The organism is Actinomadura physcomitrii, assembly GCF_008923205.2.
Lineage (GTDB): Bacteria > Actinomycetota > Actinomycetes > Streptosporangiales > Streptosporangiaceae > Spirillospora > Spirillospora physcomitrii.
On sequence record NZ_WBMS02000049.1, the window covers coordinates 12,794 to 33,692 of the forward strand.

A 20,899-nucleotide genomic window follows, 5' to 3' on the forward strand; every position below is an offset into this window, starting at 1 on the left:
GCCGCGCACCCCGTGCGCACGGAGTGCGCGGCGCCGTCCCGACCCGCGCGCCGGGGCGAGGCCGCCGAAAACGTCGGCGCGGCGCCGTACACTCGCACGTGATGTCGAAGACCGAAGCTCACCCCTTGCTCGACGGCCTGAACGAGCAGCAGCGCGCCGCCGTCGTGCACTCCGGCGGCCCCCTGCTGATCGTCGCGGGCGCCGGGTCGGGGAAGACCCGCGTGCTCACCCACCGCATCGCCCACCTGCTGAGCGAGCGGGACGCGCACCCCGGCCAGATCCTCGCGATCACCTTCACCAACAAGGCCGCCGCCGAGATGAAGGAGCGCGTCGACGCCCTCGTCGGGCCGCGGTCGCGGGCCATGTGGGTGATGACGTTCCACTCCGCCTGCGTGCGGATCCTGCGCCGGGAGGCCAAGCGGCTCGGCTTCCCCACGAGCTTCTCGATCTACGACCAGGCCGACGCGCAGCGGCTGATGGCGCTCGTCTGCCGCGAGCTGGACCTCGACCCGAAGCGGTACCCGCCGAAGTCGTTCAGCGCCCAGGTGTCGAACCTGAAGAACGAGCTGATCGACTACGAGACGTTCAAGAACCGCGCGTCCACGCACATGGAGCAGACGCTCGCCGAGGCGTACGAGATGTACCAGGCGCGGCTGCAGCAGGCCGGCGCGATGGACTTCGACGACCTGATCATGATGACGGTCAACCTGCTGCAGGTGTTCCCGGAGGCCGCCGAGCACTACCGGCGCCGGTTCCGGCACGTCCTCGTCGACGAGTACCAGGACACCAACCACGCCCAGTACGAGCTGGTGAGGGAGCTGACGGCGCCGGTCGAGGGGGTCGGGGCGGCCGAGCTGTGCGTGGTCGGCGACGCCGACCAGTCGATCTACGCGTTCCGCGGCGCGACGATCCGCAACATCCTGGAGTTCGAGCGCGACTACCCCGACGCGACCACGATCCTGCTGGAGCAGAACTACCGCTCCACGCAGACGATCTTGTCGGCGGCGAACGCGGTCATCGAGCGCAACGCCGACCGCAAGCCGAAGCGGCTCTGGTCCGACCAGGGCGAGGGCCACAAGATCACCGGCTATGTGGCCGACAACGAGCACGACGAGGCCGCGTTCGTCGCGCACGAGGTCGACCGGCTCACCGACGCCGGCGACGCCCGCCCCGGCGACGTCGCGGTGTTCTACCGCACCAACGCCCAGTCCCGCGTGTTCGAGGAAGTGTTCATCCGCGTCGGCCTGCCCTACAAGGTCGTCGGCGGCGTCCGCTTCTACGAGCGCAAGGAGATCCGCGACCTGCTCGCCTACCTGCGCGTCCTCGCCAACCCCGAGGACACGGTCTCGCTGCGCCGCATCCTCAACGTGCCGAAGCGCGGCATCGGCGACCGCGCCGAGGCGTGCGTGGAGGCGTACGCCTCCCGTGAGCGGATCTCGTTCTGGCAGGCGCTGCGCGTCCCCGAGGACGTCCCCGGCATGGCGACCCGGTCGATCAACTCCGTCCGCGAGTTCGTCCTGCTGCTGGACGAGCTGCGCGCCGCCGCCGCGTCGCTCACTCCGGCCGACCTGGTCGTGCAGATCCTCGACAGGTCCGGCTACCTCGCCGAGCTGCAGGCCTCCAAGGACCCGCAGGACGAGACCCGCGTGGAGAACCTCCGCGAGCTGGAGGCCGTCGCCCGCGAGTTCGAGGAGCGCCTCGACGGCGAGTCCGCCGAGGGCCGGCTGCCCGACTTCCTGGAGCAGGTCGCGCTGGTCGCCGACGCCGACTCGATCCCCGGCGGCGCGAAGGGCGGCCCGGTCCCGCCGGGCGAGCGGCCCGAGGAGACCGACCAGGGCGTCGTCACGCTGATGACCCTGCACACCGCGAAGGGCCTGGAGTTCCCCGTGGTGTTCCTCACCGGCATGGAGGACGGGGTCTTCCCGCACCTGCGCGCCATGAGCAACCCCAAGGAGCTGGAGGAGGAACGCCGCCTCGCCTATGTCGGCATCACGCGCGCGCGGCAGCGGCTGTACCTGTCGCGCGCGACGATGCGCAGCTCGTGGGGCGCGCCTCAGGTCAACCCGCCGTCCCGGTTCCTCGGCGAGGTGCCCGGCACCCTGATCGAATGGGAGCGGGAGGCGTCGTCCACCTCGTCGTCGGCGATGTCGCGGATGGCGGCCCGGCCCGGCGTGAAGTCGCCGGGCAACCGGGACGTCCCCGCCCTCGCGCCGGGCGACAAGGTCACCCACGACTCGTTCGGCCTCGGCACGGTCGTGTCCGTGGACGGCGCCGGCGACAAGGCCGCCGCCAGCGTCGACTTCGGCGGCGAGTACGGCGTCAAGCGCCTCGTCCTGCGGTTCGCGCCGGTGGAGAAGCTCTGACCGCACCGGCGCGCTTCAGCGTGCGCAGGACGGGCGCGGTCTCCAGGGCGCGGATGCCGTCCAGGGCGCCGAGCTCGCGGGTGAGGTAGCGGTGCAGGTCGGCGGGGCCGTCGCAGAGCGCCTGCGCCAGCAGGTTCGTGGGGCCGGTGGTCGCGGCGACGACGGCGAGCTCGTCGTGCCCGGCGAGGGTGGTGGCGACGGCGTCGAGCCGGCCCGGGTCGACCGACATCCAGATCAGCGCCTGCGTGGTGCCGCCGAGCAGGGCGGAGTCGACCTCGACGTCGAAGAACAGCGTGCCGCGGGCGCGCAGGCCGGCGAGGCGGCGCGCCGCCGTCGCCTGTGACCAGCCGGTCGCGGCGGCGAGGTCGGTGTACCCGGCGCGGCCGTCGTGCCGCAGGACGTCCAGCAGCGCGTGGTCGGCGGCGGTCAGCGGGCGCGGGTCGCCCGGGTCTTTCCGCGACGGACTCAATAGTTCCTGCTGTTCGGGGGAGAGCGCGCGGGTGATGCCGCGCCAGGCGGTCGGCCCGCCGAGGTAGGTGTGCAGCAGGCAGTGCGCGGAGACGGCGGTGATGCCCGCGCGGCGCGGGACGTCGTGCAGCAACATGGCGTCCGGGGCGCCCGCGCCCTCCCCGCGCCCGGCACCGTCCGGCACGTGCACGATCGCGAAGATCTCCGTCCCGCCGGACGTCAGCTTCACCCACGAGGTGTCGGGCCGCGCGGCGAGTGAGCGCGCGAGGGTCTGCGTCGCCGCGGGCGTGCAGGTCAGCCGGACCGTCCAGTGCGTCTCGGGGCCGCTGTCACGGTCCAGGACGCCGACGACGCGCAGGCCCGCCTCGGCGCGGAGCCGCCGGTAGCGGCGCGCCACGGTCTGCGTGGACACGCCGCAGGCGTCCGCGATGCGGCTGAACGGGGCGCGGCCGTCGATGTGCAGCGCGTGGATGACGGCGCGGTCCAGCTCGTCCAGCATCACGTTCCCTCATTTCAGCCGCTTCCATGGAAGATATCCGCCATCTGAGCGCCGTGGTTGGAACGTAGTGCGGCGTTCCTTCGAGGCTGGGGCACGGAACCGAAAGGAGACGTGCCATGCGAGTGCAGGAGGAGGCGCGGGCCGGAGCCGTCCACCGGTGGCGGTGGGCGGCCCTGGCCACGCTGCTGGCGGCCGAGGCGATGAACCTGCTGGACGCGACGATCGTGCAGGTCGCGGCGCCGGTGATCGGGCGGGACCTCGGCGGCGGCGAGTCCGGGATCCAGTGGTTCAGCGCCGCCTACACGCTGCCGTTCGCGGTGCTGCTGATCACCGGCGGGCGGCTCGGCGACATCGCCGGGCGGCGGCGGGTGTTCGCGCTCGGCGTCGCCGGGTTCGCGGTGGCGTCGGCGTGCTGCGCGCTGGCGCCGTCGGCGGGCGCGCTGATCGCGGCGCGGGCCGTGCAGGGCGCCGCCGCCGCACTGGTCATCCCGCAGACGATCGGGCTGATCCGCGCGATGTTCGACGGGCCCGAGACGGCGAAGGCGTTCGGCAGCATCGGGCCGGTGATGGGGCTGTCGGCGATCTGCGGGCCGGTGCTCGGCGCCGTCCTCACCCACGCCGTGTCGTGGCGGGCGGCGTTCCTCGTGAACCTGCCGCTCGCCGCCGGGGTCCTCGCGACCGCGCCGCTGCTGCTCGAGGACCGGGCGGAGCGGCGGCCCCGCCTCGACCCCACCGGCACGGTCCTCGCCACCGCCGGCGCGGCGATGCTCGTGTTTCCGCTGATCCAGGGCAATTCGGCGGGGTGGCCGGCGTGGATGTGGGCGGTGCTCGCCGGCGGCGCGGCGGTGCTGGCGGTGTTCGCGTGGCACCAGCGCCGGGCCGCCGCGCCGCTCGTCGAGCCGAGCCTGTTCTCCGGCCGCGGCTTCCCCGCCGCGCTGGCGGCCTCGACGCTGTTCTTCGCGGTGATGAACGGGCTGATGGTCGTGGTCGTCCTCCAGGTCCAGATCGGCCTCGGGCGGGACGTGCTGAACGCGGGCCTCACGCTGCTGCCCTGGTCGGCGGCGATGGCGGCCGCGTCCTGGCTCGCCGGGACCCGGCTCGTCCCGCGCTTCGGGCCGCGGCTGATGCTCGCCGGCCTCGCGATCATGCTGGCCGGCGTCTGCGCGGCGATCCCGGTGTACCGGGGCACCCCTGACGCGTACCCGTGGCCGCTGCTCGGCGCGCTCGTCTTGGTGGGAGCGGGTAACGGGCTGTTCACTGTCCCGTTCTTCACGGCGGCGCTGGCACGCGTCCGGCCGCACGAGACGGGGTCGGCGGCGGGGCTGCTCAACGCCGTCCAGCAGTTCGGCGGGACGCTCGGCATCGCCGTCCTCGGCACCGCGTTCTTCCACGTGCTGCCGCACGGATCGGCGACCGCCGCCGAGGCCGCGTTCGGGCTCGCCGCCGTGCTCCTCGTCCTCGCCGCGGCCTTCGCCGCCGCCCTCATCCGGCCACGTCCCTGAAGGCACTGTCCGCGTCCGGCCCGGCCGGACCATGATGGCCGCACAAGACGCGAACGGGGGCATCCGATGCCGGTCGTACGGGCAGGACGCGCATTCGACGGCGTGCGGCGGCTGGACGGCGGGGCCGCCGTTTTCGTCGAGGACGGCCGAATCCGCGGCGTGGAGCCCGCCACGGCACCCGTCCCGGACGGCTGGGAGGTGGCCGACTTCCCCGCGGGCACCGTCCTGCCCGGCCTGATCGACATGCACGTCCACCTGTGCGGCGACGGCCGGAACGGGGCGCTGGACCGGCTCGCCGGCCACACCGGCGACGAACTCGGCGCCGTCACCGACCGGGCCCTGCGCGATCAGGCGGCGGCCGGGGTGACGACCGTGCGCGACCTCGGCGACCGGGACTGGACCGTGCTGGAGCGCCGCGACCGCGGACCGGAGCCGGCGTCCCGCAGATCGTCGCCGCCGGCCCGCCGATCACCAGCCCGCGGGGCCACTGCTGGTCGATGGGCGGCGAGGCGTCCGGCCCGGACGGGCTGCGCGCCGCGGTGCGGGAGCGGGCCGAGCGCGGCGCGGACGTCGTCAAGGTCATGGGCAGCGGCGGCGTCCTGACGGCGGGCATGGAGGTCGCGGTGCGCCAGTTCGGCGACGACGACCTGCGCCTGATCGTCGAGGAGGCGCACCGCGCCGGGCTGCCCGTGACGGTCCACGCGCACGCCCTCGCCGCGGTCGAGCAGGCCGTGCGGGCGGGGGCGGACGGGATCGAGCACTGCACGTGCCTCACCGAGTCCGGCGTCCGGATCCCGGAGGAACTGCTGGACGCCCTGGCCGGGCAGGAGATCACGGTCTGCCCGACGCTGGGGAAGGCCGCCGGGGTGGAGCCGGCCGGGCCCCTCCTGGCGACGCTGACGCGGTTCGGCATGACGCTGGGGGACCGGGAGCGGCACGCCGGCGCGATGCACCGCGCCGGGGTGCGGCTGGTGTCCGGGGGCGACTGCGGGATCAGCGCCGGGAAGCCGCACGGCATCCTGCCGTCGGCGATCGGGTGCCTGGTCGCGGGCGGGGTGCCCGCCGCCGACGCGCTGGCGTCGGCGACGTCCCGCGCGGCCGGCGAGTGCGGCCTCGGCGACCGCAAGGGGCTGCTGCGCGCAGGTCACGACGCCGACCTGGTCGTCGTCGACGGCGATCCGCTCGCCGACATCGGGGCCCTGACCCGCGTCGCCGCCGTCATGATCCGCGGCGAGTGGGTCACCGCCGGGGGCCGGTTCTGACCCGGCACACGTTCGACTGGGCGTTCGGGGCACGAGGGACGGTCCGCGCCGGGTAGATCTGCGCTTCGCCGCCGGCGCGGCGGTGGCGAAGCGGCCTGGCGCGGCGGCGGGGCCTTCGGGGCGTTATGGTCATACTCCAATAACCCCTTACCCCCGGGAGCCTCCGTGCACGCCCAGCAGGTGCTCGTCATGCTGGCCGCCGCCACCTCGGCCGGCTGGGTCGACGCGGTGGTCGGCGGCGGCGGGCTGATCCAGGTGCCCGCGCTGCTGCTCGTCAGCCCGGGCCAGCCCGTCGCGACGGCGCTCGCCACCAACAAGCTCGGCTCGATCGCCGGGACGACCTCCGCCGCCGTCGCCTACGCCCGCAAGGCCAAGCCGGACGTCCGGATCGCCGGCCCCGCCGCGGCCCTCGCGGTGTGCTGCGCGGCCGGCGGCGCGCTGTGCGCGGCGGCGATCTCGTCCGAGGTGCTCAAGCCCGTGATCATGGTGGTGCTGCTCGCCGTCGCCGCGCTCGTGGTGCTGAAACCCGACCTCGGCCGCGCTCCCCGGCTCGTGCTGCGCACCCGGCGCCGGATCGGGCTCGCGATCGTCGTGCCCGGCGTCGCGATCGCCTTCTACGACGGGCTCGTCGGCCCCGGCACTGGAACGTTCCTGGTCATCGCGTTCACGGCGCTGCTCGGCCTGGACTTCGTCGACGCCTCCGCCACCTCGAAGATCATCAACGCCGGGACCAACCTCGGCGCGCTCATCGTGTTCGCCGCCCAGGGGCACGTGCTGTGGGCGCTCGGGCTCGGCATGGCCGTCTGCAACGCCGCCGGCGCGCAGCTCGGCGCCCGGACCGCGATCAACCGCGGCACCGGGTTCGTCCGGATCGTGCTGCTGTGCGCCGTCGCCGCGCTCGTGCTCAAGATGGGCTACGAGCAGTTCGCCTGACCCCGGGGTCCGTCCGCGCGGGGGCGCCGTCAGGACGTGGGCGGGATCGGCAGCGGAGTCCGCAGCGCCGACAGCGTCAGCAGGACCAGCGAATCCGTCCAGGCCAGCGGCGCCACGCCCGCCTGGCGGCCCGTCGGCCCGACCTTCTCCGGCAGCGCGCCCAGCGACGTCCGGTGCGCCGACAGCCAGCCGAGCCGCGCGACCGCCTCGTCCGTCCGGCCGCCCGACGCCGCCGACAGCCCGAACAGCGCGGTCTCCGGCGTCCACGCCACGTCCGGGGCGCCGGACCAGCTCTCGCCCGGCAGCACGCCCCCGTTCGGCAGCGCCTGCTCGCGCTCGGCGTTCGCGATCGCCCCGTTCACGGCCTGGTCCGCCGGCGCGAACGGCGGTGCGATGAACGTCACGGAGGTGTCCATCAGCCCGTGCCGCACCGGCGAGCGCGGGTACCCGTACGGCGCGAACTGGCGGTCCAGCGCGTCCGACACCCGGCCCGCCGCCGCCCGCCACTGCGCCGCCTTCGCCCCCTGGCCGTAGCCCTGCGCGAGGTCCGCCGCCGCCCGCAGCCCCGCGAGCACCGGCCCGACCACCCCGAGTGTCGGGCGCCGCGGGTCCTGCTCACGGCCGTGATCGCGTTCCCAGTAGTCGGACGAGGGGGGCGGCAGGCCCTCCGCGTCCAGCGACCCCGCCAGATGGTCGGCGGCGCGCCGCACCATCGGCCACAGGTCCGGCAGGTCGTCCGCGCCGGGGTTCCGCGTCCGGTACAGCCAGCTCGCCCACAGCACCCAGCCCAGCGAGTCGAGCTGCGGGGGCCGACCGTCCGTCACGGCGGTCCCGTCGGCGTTGTAGCGGGCCGCCCACACCCCGTTGCCCGTCTGGACCCGTCCCAGGAACCGCAGGACGCGGCGCGCCTCCGACGGATGGCCCGTCACGGTGAACGCGGCGGCGGCGAAGGCGGAGTCGCGCGGCCACGAGTACCGCCACGCCCCGTACCAGGACGCCAGGGACGCGCCGTTCGGCGGCGTCAGCAGCCGCAGGTCCAGCAGCGCGCGCGCCGCCATGTCGCGGAAACCGGAGTCCGGCGGGCCCTCCGGAACGGTCCCGGACGCCAGCCACGCGCTGTCGGACCGCACCGCCTGCGCCACCCGCGGGTCGTCCGCCGCGACGGCGACCGGCGCCTCCCCGCCGGACGGGACCAGCAGCACCCGCCCGTCCGCGAGCCGCACCGCCGAGCTGTCGGGCAGGTACGCGGCGCCGTCGGCGTCGTCCGGGTCGAGCGGGACGCCCGCGAACGGCCAGCCGCCGCCGCCCACCAGCCCCGGGCTCACCCAGCCGGGCGCCGCCGGCTCCGGCACGTTCGCCCCGGCCACGGCGACGAGCGCGGCGACGACGAGGAACGCGGCGGCGCGGCGGACCCGGCGCGTGCGGCGCCGCGCGGGCGACGTCCCGCCGCGTCCGGCGGGGACGCCTCCGGAAGGCGCGGGCACGGCGGCGGCGCGCACGTCCCCCCGCTGCTGCCCCATGGGCGTCGTCTCCCCCCTCGCCTCCCCCAAGTACACCAAACTACGCCAATCAACACATCGTCGTGAGGGGCGGACGTGCCCGCCACCGCACCCCCCGTACCAGCGGTTTCCGGACTCGGGGTGACAAACGGACCCGGCGGCGGCAGCACGGACCGGGGTTGACTAGGCTGCGTCGACGGAGCGGACCGCGGAGTGCCGGCCGCACGGACACCCGTGCACCCCCCACTCGCGTGGTCATCTGGCTGTCGATCCGTTTAAGGACGCCCTCGTGGACCTGTTCGAACATCAGGCGAAGGAACTCTTCGCCGAGTACGGGGTACCGGTGCCCACCGGCAAGGTCGCCTCGACTCCCCAGGAAGCGCGCGCCATCGCGGAGGAGCTGTTCTCCGCGGGCAGCAAGAAGGTCGTGGTCAAGGCCCAGGTGAAGACCGGCGGCCGCGGCAAGGCCGGCGGCGTGAAGCTCGCCGACACCGCCGATGAGGCCGAGGCCCTCGCCGGGCAGATCCTCGGCATGGACATCAAGGGCCACACGGTCCACCGCGTCCTGGTCGAGGAGGGCTCGGCGATCGCGCAGGAGTTCTACTTCTCGTTCCTGCTCGACCGCGCCAACCGCACGTTCCTGTCCATCTGCTCCGTCGAGGGCGGCGTCGAGATCGAGGAGGTCCCGCACGACCGCCTCGCGATGGTGCCGGTGTCCCCGCTGACCGGCGTCGACCGGGCCAAGGCCCGCGAGATCGCCGAGCAGGGCCGGCTGCCGCAGGAGGCGCTCGACGGCGCCGCGCAGCTGATCGAGCGGCTCTGGGCGGTGTTCACCGACGAGGACGCCACGCTGGTCGAGGTCAACCCGATGATCCTCACCGCCGACGGCCAGGTGAAGGCCCTCGACGGCAAGGTCTCCCTCGACGACAACGCCGGGTTCCGCCAGGAGCACGACAAGCTCGAGGACAAGGCCGCGGCCGACCCGCTGGAGGCGGCGGCGAAGGCCAAGGACCTCAACTACGTCAAGCTCGACGGCTCCGTCGGCATCATCGGCAACGGCGCGGGCCTGGTCATGTCCACCCTGGACGTGGTCGCCTACGCCGGCGAGGAGTTCGGCGGCCAGAAGCCCGCCAACTTCCTCGACATCGGCGGCGGCGCGTCCGCCGAGGTGATGGCGAACGGCCTGGAGATCGTGCTGTCGGACGCCGACGTCAAGTCGGTGTTCGTCAACGTCTTCGGCGGCATCACCGCCTGCGACGCGGTCGCCAACGGCATCGTCTCCGCCTACAAGCTGCTGGCCGACCGCGGCGAGGCCGTCGACCGGCCGCTCGTGGTCCGCCTCGACGGCAACAACGCCGAGCTCGGGCGCAAGATCCTGACCGACGCCGGGCTCACCGGCGTCCAGCAGGTCGACACCATGGACGACGCGGCCAAGCGTGCCGCCGAACTCGCCGCGGCAGGTGCATGACAATGGCCATCTGGCTCACCGACAACAGCAAGATCATCGTGCAGGGCATCACCGGCTCCGAGGGCTCCAAGCACGGCCGCCGCATGCTGGCCGCCGGGTCCAAGGTCGTCGGCGGCGTGAACGCCCGCAAGGCCGGCACGACCGTGACCTTCGACGGCACCGAGCTGCCCGTCTTCGGCACCGTCAAGGAGGCGATGCAGGAGACCGGCGCGGACGTGTCCGTCGTGTTCGTCCCGCCGAAGTTCACCAAGGACGCCGTCGTCGAGGCGATCGACGCCGAGATCCCGCTCTGCGTCGTGATCACCGAGGGCATCCCGGTGCACGACACCGCCTACTTCTGGGCGTACGCCGAGTCCAAGGGCAACAAGACCCGCATCATCGGGCCGAACTGCCCCGGCATCGCCTCGCCCGGCAAGTCCAACGCGGGCATCATCCCGGCCGACATCACCACGCCGGGCCGCATCGGCCTGGTGTCGAAGTCCGGCACGCTGACGTACCAGATGATGTACGAGCTGCGCGACATCGGCTTCTCCACCTGCGTCGGCATCGGCGGCGACCCCATCATCGGGACCACCCACATCGACGCCCTCAAGGCGTTCCAGGAGGACCCGGAGACCGACGCCATCGTGATGATCGGTGAGATCGGGGGCGACGCCGAGGAGCGCGCCGCCGCCTACATCGAGAAGAACGTCACGAAGCCGGTCGTCGGCTACGTCGCCGGGTTCACCGCCCCCGAGGGCAAGACGATGGGCCACGCGGGCGCGATCGTGTCCGGTTCCGCCGGCACCGCGCAGGCGAAGAAGGAGGCCCTGGAGAAGGTGGGCGTCCGGGTCGGCAAGACCCCGAGCGAGACCGCCGTCCTCATGCGGGAGATCATGAAGAACCGCTGAGCCCCTTGATCGCCTGATCAGCCCCCGAAAGACGCCCGAGCCGCTGGAGACGGCCCGGGCGTCTTTCGTCGTCACCGGGGACGTGCGTCGGGGCCGACAAAGGCGACACGCCGGGCTGAGGGCCGGGGGCGCGCGGGGGCGGGGTGCCAGCATGGTCGGGTGAGCGACGTGAGGCCGGGACAGCGCGTGACCCCCGAGGCGGCGAGGGACCCGAGGGGGCGGCGCCGCGAGGACGCCCCGCGGCCCGCGAAGGCGCGCCCCGGGCGGCCCGCGCCGCCGCCCGGCAACGGCCGCCCGCTGTACGTGACGGGTCTCGTCGCGTCGCTGTGGTGCGTCGGGATCGGGCTCACCGTCCTGACGACCGTGACGCTGCTCGGCTGGGTCGCGGCGCCGAAGACCGCGCTCGGGCACGGGCTGTCCGGGGTGTTCCGGACGGCCGTGAACTTCTGGCTCGTCTCCCACCACGCCGGGTTCTCCTACGGGCACGGACGGGTCGGGCTGCTGCCGCTCGGCGTGCTGGTGCTGCCCGGGGCGCTGCTGTACCGGGGCGGCGCGTGGATGATCCGCGGGCTCGGGCTGCCGGCCCGGCCGCGGGTCGCCGTGATGCGGGTCGCGGCGGCGCTGGCCGTCCCGTACGCGCTGCTGGCGATGCTGATGGCGCTCGCGGTGTCGGCGCCGGAGGTGCACCCGTCGGCGTGGCAGGCGCTGCTCGGCTGCCTGCTCGTCGCGGTCATCGCGGGCGGCCTCGGCGCCGCGCGGGCGGTGGTCGCCGCGCAGGTGGCGGCGGAGGCGCGCGGGCGGCGCGTCCGGTCCGGGCTCGGCGCGCTGCTGCGGCTGCTGCCGGACCGGCCGCGGTCGCTGGTGATCGGCGTCGCCGGGTCCGTCGCGGTGCTGGCGGCGGCGGGCGCCGTCCTGGTCGGCGGGTCCCTGGCGCTGCACACCTCCGACTCCGACCGGGTGTACGACCTGCTCGCCCCCGGCATCGTCGGCGGCGTCCTGCTGCTGCTCGTCGAGCTGGCGTTCCTGCCGAACGCGGTGATCTGGGGGATCGCGTACGCGGTCGGACCCGGGTTCGCGGTCGGCGCCGGGACGAGTGTGTCGCCCACCGGCGTGTTCCTGGACACGGTCCCCGCGTTCCCGCCGCTCGCCGCGCTGCCCGAGGCGGGCCCGGCGCCCGCGGTGTCGCTGCTGGCGCTCGCGGCGCCGTTCGTCGCGGGCGCCGCCGGCGGCGTCCTGACGATCCGCACGATGCCGAGCGCGACGTCGGAGGGCGCGCCGCTGTGGGGCTTCCTGTCCGGGACCCTGACCGGCGTCGTCGTGGCGCTGCTGGCGGCGCTGTCGGGCGGCCCGCTCGGCGACGGGCGGATGGCGACCGTCGGCCCGTCGGCGTGGCAGGTCGGGCTGCTGGCGGCGCTGGAGGTCGGGATCTCCGCGGCGCTCGCGGCGTGGGCCGCGAACTGGCGGATCATGCGGCGGCCGGAGGGCGACGACGCGCCCGGCAGCGCGCGCAAGAGCAGAGCGCGCAAGAGCAAGGCGCGCAAGAGCGGCGAGCGCCGGGCGCGGCGGCCCGAGCCGCGGCGGACCACGGCCCGGCTGCCGGAGGCGCCGGTGCCGCTGTCCGCGCCCGTCCTCGACGAGCCCCCGCCGGCGGCCGGGGAGCCGCCCGCGCCGCGTCCCTCGCCGTACGCGCCCGACCCGCTGGAGTTCGAGGAGGCCGAGCCGGTCCTGGCACCGCGGCGGCGGCGCGGCCGCGGCCGTGCCGCCGACCCGCTGCCCGACCTGATCGCCGACGAGCCCGCCCCGCCGGCGCCCGAGCCCGAGCCGGCGCCGAGGGAGCCCGAGCCGGACGAGCGGGACGGCAAGGTCGTCCTCGAAGGCCACATCGTCGAGGACGCCGAACCCGAACCCGAGCCCGTCCCGCCGCCGCGCGAGGACCCCGAGCGCACCGAGAACCGCGGCGGCGCGATCTACGTCCTGCGCGAGGAGCCCCGCCGCGACTGAGCCCCTCAAGGCCCGGAGGTCAGAGAGTCACAGCAGGTCGCCGTACTTGTCCATGCTGCCCGCGGGGCAGGTCGAGCTTCTTCTCGATCTTCGGGAAGTACTCGTGCTTGCACGCCGTCTTGTCGGTGCCCGTGTTCGCCGCGCCGAGGCACTCCTGGTACCCGCTCAGCTCCGGCCACAGGAACACCGTGAGCGCCACCGACAGCGCCGAGAACGCCAGCCCCACCGAACCGAGCACGATGCCCGGGACGGCGCCCGGGGCGACCGCCCGGGCCGTCCGCGCCCGCCGCCGCGCCCGGATCCCGATGACCAGCGCCGCGACGCCCAGCACCAGCCCCAGCGGGTAGAAGAACAAGGACGTCACCAGGGCGACGACGCCGAGCCACAGGGCCCGCCGGCCGGTCCGCTCCACCGGCGGCGGCCCCGGCGGGGGCCCCATCGGCCCGGGCGCGGGTCCCGGGGGCGGCCCCGCCGGATCCCGCCCCTGCTCGACGGGATGGGCCGGGCGACCCGGCTGCTCGCTCACGTCCGCTTCCTCCCAACCGTGGATTCAACCGCGCCGAACAGGGCCGATAAGCTTCATAGGCTTCAGACCGAACGCCGACAACCCCACCGTCCGCAAGGGAGTCATGGTGTCCGCCCGGCTCGTCGTCCTCGTCTCCGGCGCGGGGACCAACCTACAAGCGCTGCTCGACGCCTGCGCAGACCCAGCCTACGGGGCGAAAGTGGTGGCCGTGGGCGCCGACCGCGACGGCATCGGCGGAACCGAGCGCGCCGAACGCGCCGGGCTGCCCGCCTTCACCCTCCGCATCCCCGACTTCCCGACCCGCGCCGATTGGGACGCCGCGCTCGCCGCCGCCATCGCCGAGCACGAACCCGACCTGGTGGTGTCCGCCGGGTTCATGAAGATCCTCGGCCCGGAGGTGCTCGCCCGCTTCGGCGGCCGGATCGTCAACACCCATCCCGCGCTGCTGCCCTCGTTCCCCGGCGCGCACGCCGTACGGGACGCCCTGGCGTACGGGGTCAAGGTCACGGGCTGTACGGTTCACTTCGTCGACGAAGGCGTGGACACCGGACCCGTCATCGCCCAGGAGACCGTCCCCGTGGGCTGGCACGACGACGAGGACTCCCTGCACGAGCGCATCAAGCAGGTGGAGCGCCGGCTCCTGGTCGACGTCGTCGGACGGCTGGCCCGCGACGGCTGGACCACGCGGGGGCGGCGGGTCTCGATGAAATGCAGAACCTGCGGCGACGGCACGTCCGGCGGCGCCGCGCCGGACGGCGGTCCGTCCGGCAGTCCAGGTCAGACGGAACGAGGGGAGCTCGGCCGGTGAGTCGGGTGGCGATCAAGCGCGCACTGATCAGCGTGTACGACAAGACCGGGCTGGAGGAGCTGGCCCGGGGCCTGCACGAGGCCGGGGTGGAGATCGTCTCCACCGGGTCGACGGCGGGCCGGATCTCCGCCGCCGGGGTGCCGGTGATGAAGGTGGAGAAGCTCACCGGGTTCCCTGAGTGCCTCGACGGCCGGGTCAAGACCCTGCACCCGAAGGTGCACGCGGGCCTGCTCGCCGACCGGCGCAAGGACGACCACCTCCAGCAGCTCGACGACCTGCACGTCGAGCCGTTCGACCTGGCCGTGGTGAACCTGTACCCGTTCGCCGCGACCGTCGCGTCCGGCGCCGCGCCCGACGAGTGCGTCGAGCAGATCGACATCGGCGGCCCGACGATGGTCCGCGCCGCCGCGAAGAACCACGCGTCCGTCGCCGTCGTCGTCGACCCGTCCGCGTACGGGGACGTCCTCGCCGCGGTGAAGGAGGGCGGCTTCACGCTGGAGCAGCGGCGCCGCCTCGCCGCCCTCGCCTACGCGCACACCGCGTCCTACGACGTCGCCGTGGCGTCCTGGTTCGCGAGCGAGTACGCGCCCGACGAGCAGGCCGCCGAGACGCGGTGGCCCGACTTCATCGGCGCCACGTGGGAGCGGTCGAACGCCCTGCGGTACGGCGAGAACCCGCACCAGCGCGCCGCCCTGTACCGGGTGCCCGGCGAGACGGGCCTCGCGGGCGCCGAGCAGATCTACGGCAAGGAGATGTCCTACAACAACTACGTGGACACCGACGCCGCCCGCCGCGCCGCCTACGACTTCACCGGCCCCTGCGTCGCGATCATCAAGCACGCCAACCCGTGCGGTATCGCGGTCGGCGCCGACATCGCCGAGGCGCACCGGCGCGCCCTCGAGTGCGACCCCGCGTCCGCCTACGGCGGCGTGATCGCCGCGAACCGGCCGGTCACCGCCGCGATGGCCGAGCAGATCACCGGCAGCTTCGCCGAGGTCGTCGTCGCCCCGTCCTTCGAGGACGAGGCCGTGACCGTGCTGAAGAACCGGTTCAAGAACACCCGGCTGCTGATCTGCCCGGACGCCCCCGGCGGCGCCACCGAGTCCCGGCGGATCGACGGCGGCCTGCTCGTGCAGACCGTCGACCGGGTCGACGCGCCCGGCGACGACCCGTCCGGCTGGGAGCTCAAGTGCGGCGACGCGGCCGACGAGGACACCCTGCGCGACCTCGCGTTCGCCTGGCGGGCCGTCCGCGCCGTCAAGTCCAACGCGATCCTGCTGGCCTCCGGCGGCGCCACCGTCGGCGTCGGCATGGGCCAGGTCAACCGGGTCGACTCGGCGCGCCTCGCGGTGGCGCGGGCGGGCGAGGAGCGGGCGCGCGGCTCGGTCGCCGCGTCCGACGCGTTCTTCCCGTTCCCCGACGGCCTCGAAGTGCTGATCGAGGCGGGCGTGAAGGCCGTCGTCCAGCCGGGCGGCTCGATCCGCGACGAGCTCGCCATCGAGACCGCCACCAAGGCCGGCGTCACGATGTACTTCACCGGGACGCGGCACTTCTTCCACTGATCGGAACTGCCTGGGCCCGGCGCGACGTCCACCGTCCCGCCGGGCCCGGACGTTCCACGCCTCCGCCGCGGGTAGCCTCTGCCTGGCCCGCGCCCCCGAACCGTCCCCGACCCCCGGCGCGTCGCCCGCCAGAGGGAGGCCCGCTTGGACTCGCTGACGACCTTCCTGGTCGCCCACATCGGCCAATCCGACGCGCTGCTGATGCAGGCCCGGCAGGTCGTCGGGCTCGTCGCGGCGGTGCTCGCCGCGATGCTCGCCGGGCAGCTCGGCCGGCACGGCACCGACCGGCTCCTCGCCCGCCGCGAACGCGCCGACGACTGACCCGGCGCCACGCGGCCGGCGCGGCTAGCGCAGCTTCGCGCGCAGCGCCTTCGACGCCTCCGGCCAGTCGTCGTCCGTCATCGCGTACGCCGCGGTGTCGCGGAACGACCCGTCCGCGAGGACCCGGTGCTTGCGGTGGATCCCCTCGAACGACGCGCCGAGCCGCTCGATCGCCGCACGCGACCGCTCGTTGCGGATGTGCGTGTGCCACCCCACCCGGATCGCCCCGAGGTCGTCGAAGGCCCGCTGGAGCAGCAGCAGCTTCGACTCGGTGTTGCATCCCGTCCGCTGCCACCGCGCCCCCAGCCAGGTGTGCCCGATGCACAGGCCCCGGTCGTGCGGCGCGATCTCGTAGTACGACGTGCTCCCCGCCACCTCCCCGGTCACCGCGTCGATCTGCGCCCACGGCAGCCGGAGACGGCGCTGGCACCCGTCCAGCGCCTTCCGCACCCAGTCGCGCATGGCGTCCACGCTGTCCGGCTGGTACTCGCTCTTCCACGTCCAGATCGACGGCTCCTTGGACGCCTCGTACAGCCCGTCGACATGGTCCAGGGAAAGCGGCTCAAGACGCACATAACGCCCGGTCAGCACCGGGCGGGCAAACCACTCGTCGCTCATGGCGTCCACGCTATGGGCGGCCGCTGAGCGCCCGGCAGGGCCACTTCGCGGCGATTTCCGCGAGCCACTCGCCGCCCGCCGGACGGCTACCATGGGTTCGACGCGACTGGCGCGGTCAAGGTGGATCACCACCGGGGAGCGAACGACAGTCCGGACACCGCGCGCCTGGGTGGACGGGACCTCGCCGGGCTCGGTCCCTGGCGACACACCGCGGAGGCATGCATGACCGCACAGATCCTGGACGGCAAGGCCCTGGCCGCCGAGATCCGCTCCGACCTCAAGCGCCGCGTCGAGGCGCTCCGCGACCGCGGCGTGTCCGTGGGGCTCGGCACCGTCCTGGTCGGCGACGACCCCGGCAGCCACTCCTACGTCAACATGAAGCACCGCGACTGCGCCGAGGTCGGCATCGAGAGCATCCGCCGCGACCTGCCCGAGACCGCCTCGCAGGCCGACGTCGAGCGGGCCGTCGCCGAGCTCAACGCCGACCCCGCCTGCACCGGCTACATCGTCCAGCTCCCGCTCCCCAAGGGCCTGGACGAGCAGCGCGTCCTCGAGCTGATCGACCCCGCCAAGGACGCCGACGGCCTGCACCCGACCAACCTCGGACGCCTCGTCCTGATGCAGCCCGGCCCGCTGCCCTGCACCCCGAAGGGCATCATCGAGCTGCTCCGCCACTACGACGTCCCGCTCAAGGGCGCCGAGGTCACCGTCGTCGGCCGCGGCATCACCGTCGGCCGCTCCCTCGGCCTGCTGCTGACCCGCCGCAGCGAGAACGCCACCGTCACCCTCTGCCACACCGCCACCCGCGACCTCGCCGCGCACATCCGCGACGCCGACATCGTCGTGGCCGCCGCCGGCGTCCCCGGCCTGATCGCCGCCGGCATGGTGAAGCCCGGCGCCGCCGTCCTGGACGTCGGCGTCTCCCGCGTCGACGGCAAGCTCACCGGCGACGTCGCCGCCGACGTCCGCGACGTCGCCGGCTGGGTCGCGCCGAACCCCGGCGGCGTCGGCCCCATGACCCGCGCGATGCTCCTGCAGAACGTCGTCGAGGCCGCCGAGCAGACCGTCTGAACCCGGGCGCGGACATGCGGGAGGGCCGCCACCGACACCCTTGGTGGCGGCCCTCCGCATCGATCGAAGAGCCCGGCCGGCCACCCGGACGGGACCGCGCCGTCACTTGCGCGGCCCCGCTCGGGCGGGCCTGGCGATCGCCCTCATTGCGCTGCCGGTAAGGGCGACCGCACGCTCAGCCCGGCCGGGCCGGCACCTCAGCTGGCACGGCGGCTCGCAGCGGTGTGCGCGGCGCGCGCCGGCCCGGCCGGATGGCCGGGACCGTGCCCCGGCGCCCCGGGCCTGCGCGCCTCCGCCGGGCTCCGCATGCCCGGCGGACGCCCGTCCATCGGGGCCCGGCCCTGCTGGGGCACGTGCACCGGAGGCAGCGGCCGGACGAGGCCCATCGCGATGACCTCGTTGGCCAGCCGGGTGCGCCGGTTGGCGCCCTCCGGGATGCGGAACTTCTGGTAGAGCCGCAGCAGGTGCTGCTTCACCGCGGCCTCGGTCACGACCAGCTCGCCCGCGATGTCGCGCGCCGTGGCGGGAGCCACGAACGCCTCGTCGGACAGCGCGGGGCGGCACAGCGCGGTCAGCACGTCGACCTCGCGGCGGGTCAGCTCGGGGGCCACGGCGCGCCGCAGCTCGACGTCCGGGTCGACCTCCTCACGGGGGATGCCCCCCATCCGGCAGCGCGCCGTGCCGAAGCTCACGACGTCACCGTCCTCCAGCACACGGCGGGCGATCGGCCGGCCGTTGACACGGGTCCCGTTGCGGGACAGGCCCATGTCGACGACGTAGACGTACGGGCCGCGCCGCACGATCTCGGCGTGCAAACGGGACACACTCGGGTCGTCGAGGCGGATGTCGACTCCTCTCCCTCTCCCGACCGTCGTAACGTCGGGGCGCAGCGGCACCACCAGCCCGCTGTCCTCGATCCGCATGAACGGCCCCTCCACGGCAGTCCTCCCAGCTAGTTAGCGACCCCTGTCTGCCGGGTTACCCGGGCGGACCCCCGTCACACCCTCCTACTGGCGAGTAGCACCGATGGCGCAAGGCATTCGGGGCTCTTCGCCACCAGCCGGACCGGGTGCGTTTCCGTCGCCGGCGCACAAGTCCGGCCACCGATCCGGCGTGGCGATCACCGGACCCCTCACCCGGCCCCGGACCGCCCGTCCCACCGCGCCGCGCCCGCCGCGTCGCGCCGCGATGTCGTGCCACCCGCCGATCGGCATTACCGTGGACCCATGAGCACGCAGGTGCACCGGCGCCGGCGCAGGGCGCCGCGCGGCAAGAGCGCCGCCCCGCAGTGGCTCGCGCGGCTGCCTTACCTCATCGTGCTCAGCGGCGTCGGCGGCGGCCTCGCCCTCTGCGCCCTCAACTACTTCCGCAAGGGCTCCGGCCTGATGGCCGCGGCGCTGCTTTTCGGCGCGCTCGCCCGGCTGCTGCTGCCGGAGTCCCAGCTCGGCCTGCTCGCGGTCCGCAGCCGCCAGATCGACTGCTGGACGCTCGTCATCCTCGGCGAGATGGTCGCCTTCGTCGCGCTCAGCATCCCCCCGATGAACAAGACCGGCCTCATCGGCGCCGGCGCGTTCGGGGTGCTGATCGCCCTGGTCATGCTGGCGCGCGGCGCGCGGCTGCTGCTCGCCCGGCGCCGGGACGGTTCGCCCGGCTGAGGGTGTTTTCGCAGCTCGCCAGGGGTGCGGCCGCCCTCGCCAGGAGCCCAGGTCTAGACCGGGCCCGGGCCTCGGCTAGCCTTGCCAGTTGAGCCTTACAAGGACTGCTGGCCAGGTGTAGGAAAGGGACAGCAACAGCATGCCCAAGATCAAAGTAGCGGGCCCGGTCGTCGAACTCGACGGCGACGAAATGACGCGGATCATCTGGAAATTCATCAAGGACCAGCTGATCCTGCCCTATCTCGACGTGGACCTGAAGTACTACGACCTGGGAATCGAGCACCGTGACGCCACGGACGACCAGGCCACCATCGACGCCGCGAACGCCATCGCCGAGCACGGCGTCGGCGTCAAGTGCGCCACCATCACCCCCGACGAGGCGCGCGTCGAAGAGTTCGGCCTGAAGAAGATGTGGCGTTCCCCCAATGGAACGATCCGCAACATCCTCGGCGGCGTGATCTTCCGCGAGCCCATCGTCGTGTCGAACATCCCGCGCCTGGTGCCCGGCTGGACCAAGCCGATCATCATCGGCCGCCACGCCCACGGCGACCAGTACAAGGCGACCGACTTCGTGGTCCCCGGCCCCGGCAAGGTGACGATCACCTACACCCCGCAGGACGGCTCGGAGCCCATGGAGATGGAGGTCGCGGACTTCCCCGGTGGCGGCGTCGCCATGGGCATGTACAACTTCGACGACTCGATCCGCGACTTCGCCCGGACGAGCATGCGGTACGCGCTGAGCCGCGAGATGCCGCTGTACCTGTCCACGAAGAACACGATCCTCAAGGCCTACGACGGCCGGTTCAAGGACCTCTTCCAGGAGATCTTCGAGACCGAGTTCAAGGCCGAGTTCGAGGCCAAGGGCATCACCTACGAGCACCGGCTCATCGACGACATGGTCGCCGCCGCGCTCAAGTGGGAGGGCGGCTTCGTCTGGGCCGCCAAGAACTACGACGGCGACGTGCAGTCCGACACCCTCGCGCAGGGCTTCGGCTCGCTCGGCCTGATGACCTCCGTCCTCATGACGCCCGACGGCAAGACCGTCGAGGCCGAGGCCGCGCACGGCACGGTGACCCGGCACTACCGGCAGCACCAGCAGGGCAAGCCGACGTCGACCAACCCGATCGCGTCGATCTTCGCCTGGACCCGCGGCCTCGAGCACCGCGGCAAGCTCGACGGCCAGCCCGAGGTCACCGACTTCGCGCGCAAGCTGGAGCAGGTCTGCGTCGAGACCGTCGAGGCGGGCCAGATGACCAAGGATTTGGCGCTCTTGGTCGGAAGTGACACGCCTTGGTTGACCACGCAACAATTCCTGGAGGCGCTCGACACCAACCTCCAGAAGAAGATCAACGGCTGACCAGGGTGAGCTGACTGTTGGCATTCACTTGAATGCTCCCTGTACATGCGGGGATGGTCCCGACCTTGCCTTGCTCGTCGGGAGCGACACACCGTG

19 protein-coding genes and 1 riboswitch are annotated in these 20,899 nt (G+C 73.8%); of the genes, 14 read left to right on the forward strand and 5 right to left on the reverse strand.

The window, feature by feature from the left end; translation table 11 throughout:
* Nucleotides 1–101 precede the first annotated feature (101 nt).
* Nucleotides 102–2,363 (forward strand): DNA helicase PcrA, encoded by a 2,262-nt coding sequence (gene pcrA / locus F8568_RS39350; RefSeq protein ID WP_202125871.1) that lies wholly within the window; start codon nucleotides 102–104, stop codon nucleotides 2,361–2,363.
* Here pcrA and F8568_RS39355 read toward each other — a convergent pair.
* Entirely contained in the window at nucleotides 2,320–3,330 is a 1,011-nt protein-coding gene (locus tag F8568_RS39355; RefSeq protein WP_151598797.1) for an Lrp/AsnC family transcriptional regulator, read from the reverse strand. The two genes, pcrA and F8568_RS39355, sit on opposite strands and share 44 nt — an antisense overlap.
* A 116-nt stretch (nucleotides 3,331–3,446) precedes the next feature.
* Between F8568_RS39355 and F8568_RS39360 the strand changes: the two genes are divergently transcribed.
* The 4 genes from F8568_RS39360 to F8568_RS39370 all read left to right on the forward strand — a co-directional run bounded on the left by F8568_RS39360 (nucleotide 3,447) and on the right by F8568_RS39370 (nucleotide 7,027).
* Nucleotides 3,447–4,832 (forward strand): MFS transporter, encoded by a 1,386-nt coding sequence (locus F8568_RS39360; RefSeq protein ID WP_151598723.1) that lies wholly within the window; start codon nucleotides 3,447–3,449, stop codon nucleotides 4,830–4,832.
* A 66-nt stretch (nucleotides 4,833–4,898) separates the two neighbouring features.
* On the forward strand, nucleotides 4,899–5,435 hold the full coding sequence (locus tag F8568_RS50005) for an amidohydrolase family protein (protein WP_202125872.1): 537 nt from the start codon (nucleotides 4,899–4,901) through the stop codon (nucleotides 5,433–5,435).
* Nucleotides 5,330–6,094: an amidohydrolase family protein gene (locus F8568_RS47290; RefSeq protein ID WP_202125873.1), complete on the forward strand. Its 765-nt coding sequence runs from the start codon at nucleotides 5,330–5,332 to the stop codon at nucleotides 6,092–6,094. Before F8568_RS50005 ends, F8568_RS47290 begins: the two co-directional genes overlap by 106 nt.
* Nucleotides 6,095–6,283: 189 nt before the next feature.
* Complete coding sequence (locus tag F8568_RS39370; RefSeq protein WP_202125880.1) at nucleotides 6,284–7,027, forward strand: sulfite exporter TauE/SafE family protein; 744 nt, start codon at nucleotides 6,284–6,286, stop codon at nucleotides 7,025–7,027.
* Nucleotides 7,028–7,056: 29 nt separating this feature from the next.
* Here the strand turns inward: F8568_RS39370 and F8568_RS39375 are convergent, their stop codons facing one another.
* Nucleotides 7,057–8,547, reverse strand: coding sequence for a glycoside hydrolase family 15 protein (locus F8568_RS39375; protein ID WP_202125874.1), 1,491 nt, complete (start codon nucleotides 8,545–8,547; stop codon nucleotides 7,057–7,059).
* Between the two features lie 268 nt (nucleotides 8,548–8,815).
* Between F8568_RS39375 and sucC the strand changes: the two genes are divergently transcribed.
* From sucC to F8568_RS39390, 3 genes are all read left to right on the forward strand, one after another.
* Nucleotides 8,816–9,994, forward strand: coding sequence for an ADP-forming succinate--CoA ligase subunit beta (gene sucC / locus F8568_RS39380; protein WP_151598727.1), 1,179 nt, complete (start codon nucleotides 8,816–8,818; stop codon nucleotides 9,992–9,994).
* 2 nt (nucleotides 9,995–9,996) lie between these two features.
* Nucleotides 9,997–10,884 carry a succinate--CoA ligase subunit alpha gene (gene sucD / locus F8568_RS39385; protein ID WP_151598729.1) on the forward strand — a complete coding sequence of 296 codons (888 nt, stop codon included), beginning with the start codon at nucleotides 9,997–9,999 and terminating at the stop codon, nucleotides 10,882–10,884.
* Between the two features lie 159 nt (nucleotides 10,885–11,043).
* Nucleotides 11,044–12,885 carry a cell division protein PerM gene (locus tag F8568_RS39390; RefSeq protein ID WP_328601222.1) on the forward strand — a complete coding sequence of 614 codons (1,842 nt, stop codon included), beginning with the start codon at nucleotides 11,044–11,046 and terminating at the stop codon, nucleotides 12,883–12,885.
* Between the two features lie 19 nt (nucleotides 12,886–12,904).
* Here the strand turns inward: F8568_RS39390 and F8568_RS39395 are convergent, their stop codons facing one another.
* Nucleotides 12,905–13,411, reverse strand: a complete 507-nt coding sequence (locus F8568_RS39395) for a hypothetical protein (RefSeq protein ID WP_151598731.1) — start codon at nucleotides 13,409–13,411, stop codon at nucleotides 12,905–12,907.
* A 103-nt stretch (nucleotides 13,412–13,514) separates the two neighbouring features.
* On the opposite strand from F8568_RS39395, the gene purN reads away from it, so the two are divergent.
* From purN to F8568_RS39410, 3 genes are all read left to right on the forward strand, one after another.
* On the forward strand, nucleotides 13,515–14,219 hold the full coding sequence (purN, locus tag F8568_RS39400) for a phosphoribosylglycinamide formyltransferase (protein ID WP_151598732.1): 705 nt from the start codon (nucleotides 13,515–13,517) through the stop codon (nucleotides 14,217–14,219).
* On the forward strand, nucleotides 14,216–15,781 hold the full coding sequence (gene purH, locus F8568_RS39405) for a bifunctional phosphoribosylaminoimidazolecarboxamide formyltransferase/IMP cyclohydrolase (RefSeq protein ID WP_328601223.1): 1,566 nt from the start codon (nucleotides 14,216–14,218) through the stop codon (nucleotides 15,779–15,781). The genes purN and purH overlap by 4 nt, the downstream gene beginning before the upstream one ends.
* Nucleotides 15,782–15,925: 144 nt before the next feature.
* Nucleotides 15,926–16,102, forward strand: coding sequence for a hypothetical protein (locus F8568_RS39410; protein WP_160573926.1), 177 nt, complete (start codon nucleotides 15,926–15,928; stop codon nucleotides 16,100–16,102).
* Nucleotides 16,103–16,126: 24 nt separating this feature from the next.
* Here the strand turns inward: F8568_RS39410 and F8568_RS39415 are convergent, their stop codons facing one another.
* A complete protein-coding gene (locus F8568_RS39415) occupies nucleotides 16,127–16,720 on the reverse strand; it encodes a GNAT family N-acetyltransferase (RefSeq protein WP_151598736.1) in 594 nt (197 codons plus the stop codon).
* 92 nt (nucleotides 16,721–16,812) lie between these two features.
* A riboswitch (ZMP/ZTP riboswitch) is annotated at nucleotides 16,813–16,898 on the forward strand.
* Nucleotides 16,899–16,942: 44 nt separating this feature from the next.
* On the opposite strand from F8568_RS39415, the gene F8568_RS39420 reads away from it, so the two are divergent.
* Nucleotides 16,943–17,791 carry a bifunctional methylenetetrahydrofolate dehydrogenase/methenyltetrahydrofolate cyclohydrolase gene (locus F8568_RS39420; protein ID WP_151598738.1) on the forward strand — a complete coding sequence of 283 codons (849 nt, stop codon included), beginning with the start codon at nucleotides 16,943–16,945 and terminating at the stop codon, nucleotides 17,789–17,791.
* A 197-nt stretch (nucleotides 17,792–17,988) separates the two neighbouring features.
* Here the strand turns inward: F8568_RS39420 and F8568_RS39425 are convergent, their stop codons facing one another.
* Complete coding sequence (locus tag F8568_RS39425) at nucleotides 17,989–18,729, reverse strand: FHA domain-containing protein (protein WP_151598740.1); 741 nt, start codon at nucleotides 18,727–18,729, stop codon at nucleotides 17,989–17,991.
* A gap of 288 nt (nucleotides 18,730–19,017) precedes the next feature.
* Between F8568_RS39425 and F8568_RS39430 the strand changes: the two genes are divergently transcribed.
* Nucleotides 19,018–19,446 (forward strand): DUF3017 domain-containing protein, encoded by a 429-nt coding sequence (locus tag F8568_RS39430; protein ID WP_151598742.1) that lies wholly within the window; start codon nucleotides 19,018–19,020, stop codon nucleotides 19,444–19,446.
* A 139-nt stretch (nucleotides 19,447–19,585) separates the two neighbouring features.
* Nucleotides 19,586–20,803, forward strand: a complete 1,218-nt coding sequence (locus F8568_RS39435) for an NADP-dependent isocitrate dehydrogenase (protein ID WP_151598744.1) — start codon at nucleotides 19,586–19,588, stop codon at nucleotides 20,801–20,803.
* Nucleotides 20,804–20,899: the final 96 nt, after the last annotated feature.

What these genes read in the sequence shown, in the direction of transcription:
- F8568_RS39355 (WP_151598797.1), bottom strand. Translation starts at nt 3,330, where the DNA reads ATGCTGGACGAGCTGGACCGCGCCGTCATCCACGCGCTGCACATCGAC.
- F8568_RS39415 (WP_151598736.1), bottom strand. Translation starts at nt 16,720, where the DNA reads ATGAGCGACGAGTGGTTTGCCCGCCCGGTGCTGACCGGGCGTTATGTG.
- F8568_RS47290 (WP_202125873.1), top strand. Translation starts at nt 5,330, where the DNA reads ATGGGCGGCGAGGCGTCCGGCCCGGACGGGCTGCGCGCCGCGGTGCGG.
- F8568_RS39435 (WP_151598744.1), top strand. Translation starts at nt 19,586, where the DNA reads ATGCCCAAGATCAAAGTAGCGGGCCCGGTCGTCGAACTCGACGGCGAC.
- F8568_RS39370 (WP_202125880.1), top strand. Translation starts at nt 6,284, where the DNA reads ATGCTGGCCGCCGCCACCTCGGCCGGCTGGGTCGACGCGGTGGTCGGC.
- F8568_RS39430 (WP_151598742.1), top strand. Translation starts at nt 19,018, where the DNA reads ATGAGCACGCAGGTGCACCGGCGCCGGCGCAGGGCGCCGCGCGGCAAG.
- F8568_RS39420 (WP_151598738.1), top strand. Translation starts at nt 16,943, where the DNA reads ATGACCGCACAGATCCTGGACGGCAAGGCCCTGGCCGCCGAGATCCGC.
- F8568_RS50005 (WP_202125872.1), top strand. Translation starts at nt 4,899, where the DNA reads ATGCCGGTCGTACGGGCAGGACGCGCATTCGACGGCGTGCGGCGGCTG.
- F8568_RS39360 (WP_151598723.1), top strand. Translation starts at nt 3,447, where the DNA reads ATGCGAGTGCAGGAGGAGGCGCGGGCCGGAGCCGTCCACCGGTGGCGG.
- purN (WP_151598732.1), top strand. Translation starts at nt 13,515, where the DNA reads ATGGTGTCCGCCCGGCTCGTCGTCCTCGTCTCCGGCGCGGGGACCAAC.
- sucD (WP_151598729.1), top strand. Translation starts at nt 9,997, where the DNA reads ATGGCCATCTGGCTCACCGACAACAGCAAGATCATCGTGCAGGGCATC.
- F8568_RS39375 (WP_202125874.1), bottom strand. Translation starts at nt 8,547, where the DNA reads ATGGGGCAGCAGCGGGGGGACGTGCGCGCCGCCGCCGTGCCCGCGCCT.
- pcrA (WP_202125871.1), top strand. Translation starts at nt 102, where the DNA reads ATGTCGAAGACCGAAGCTCACCCCTTGCTCGACGGCCTGAACGAGCAG.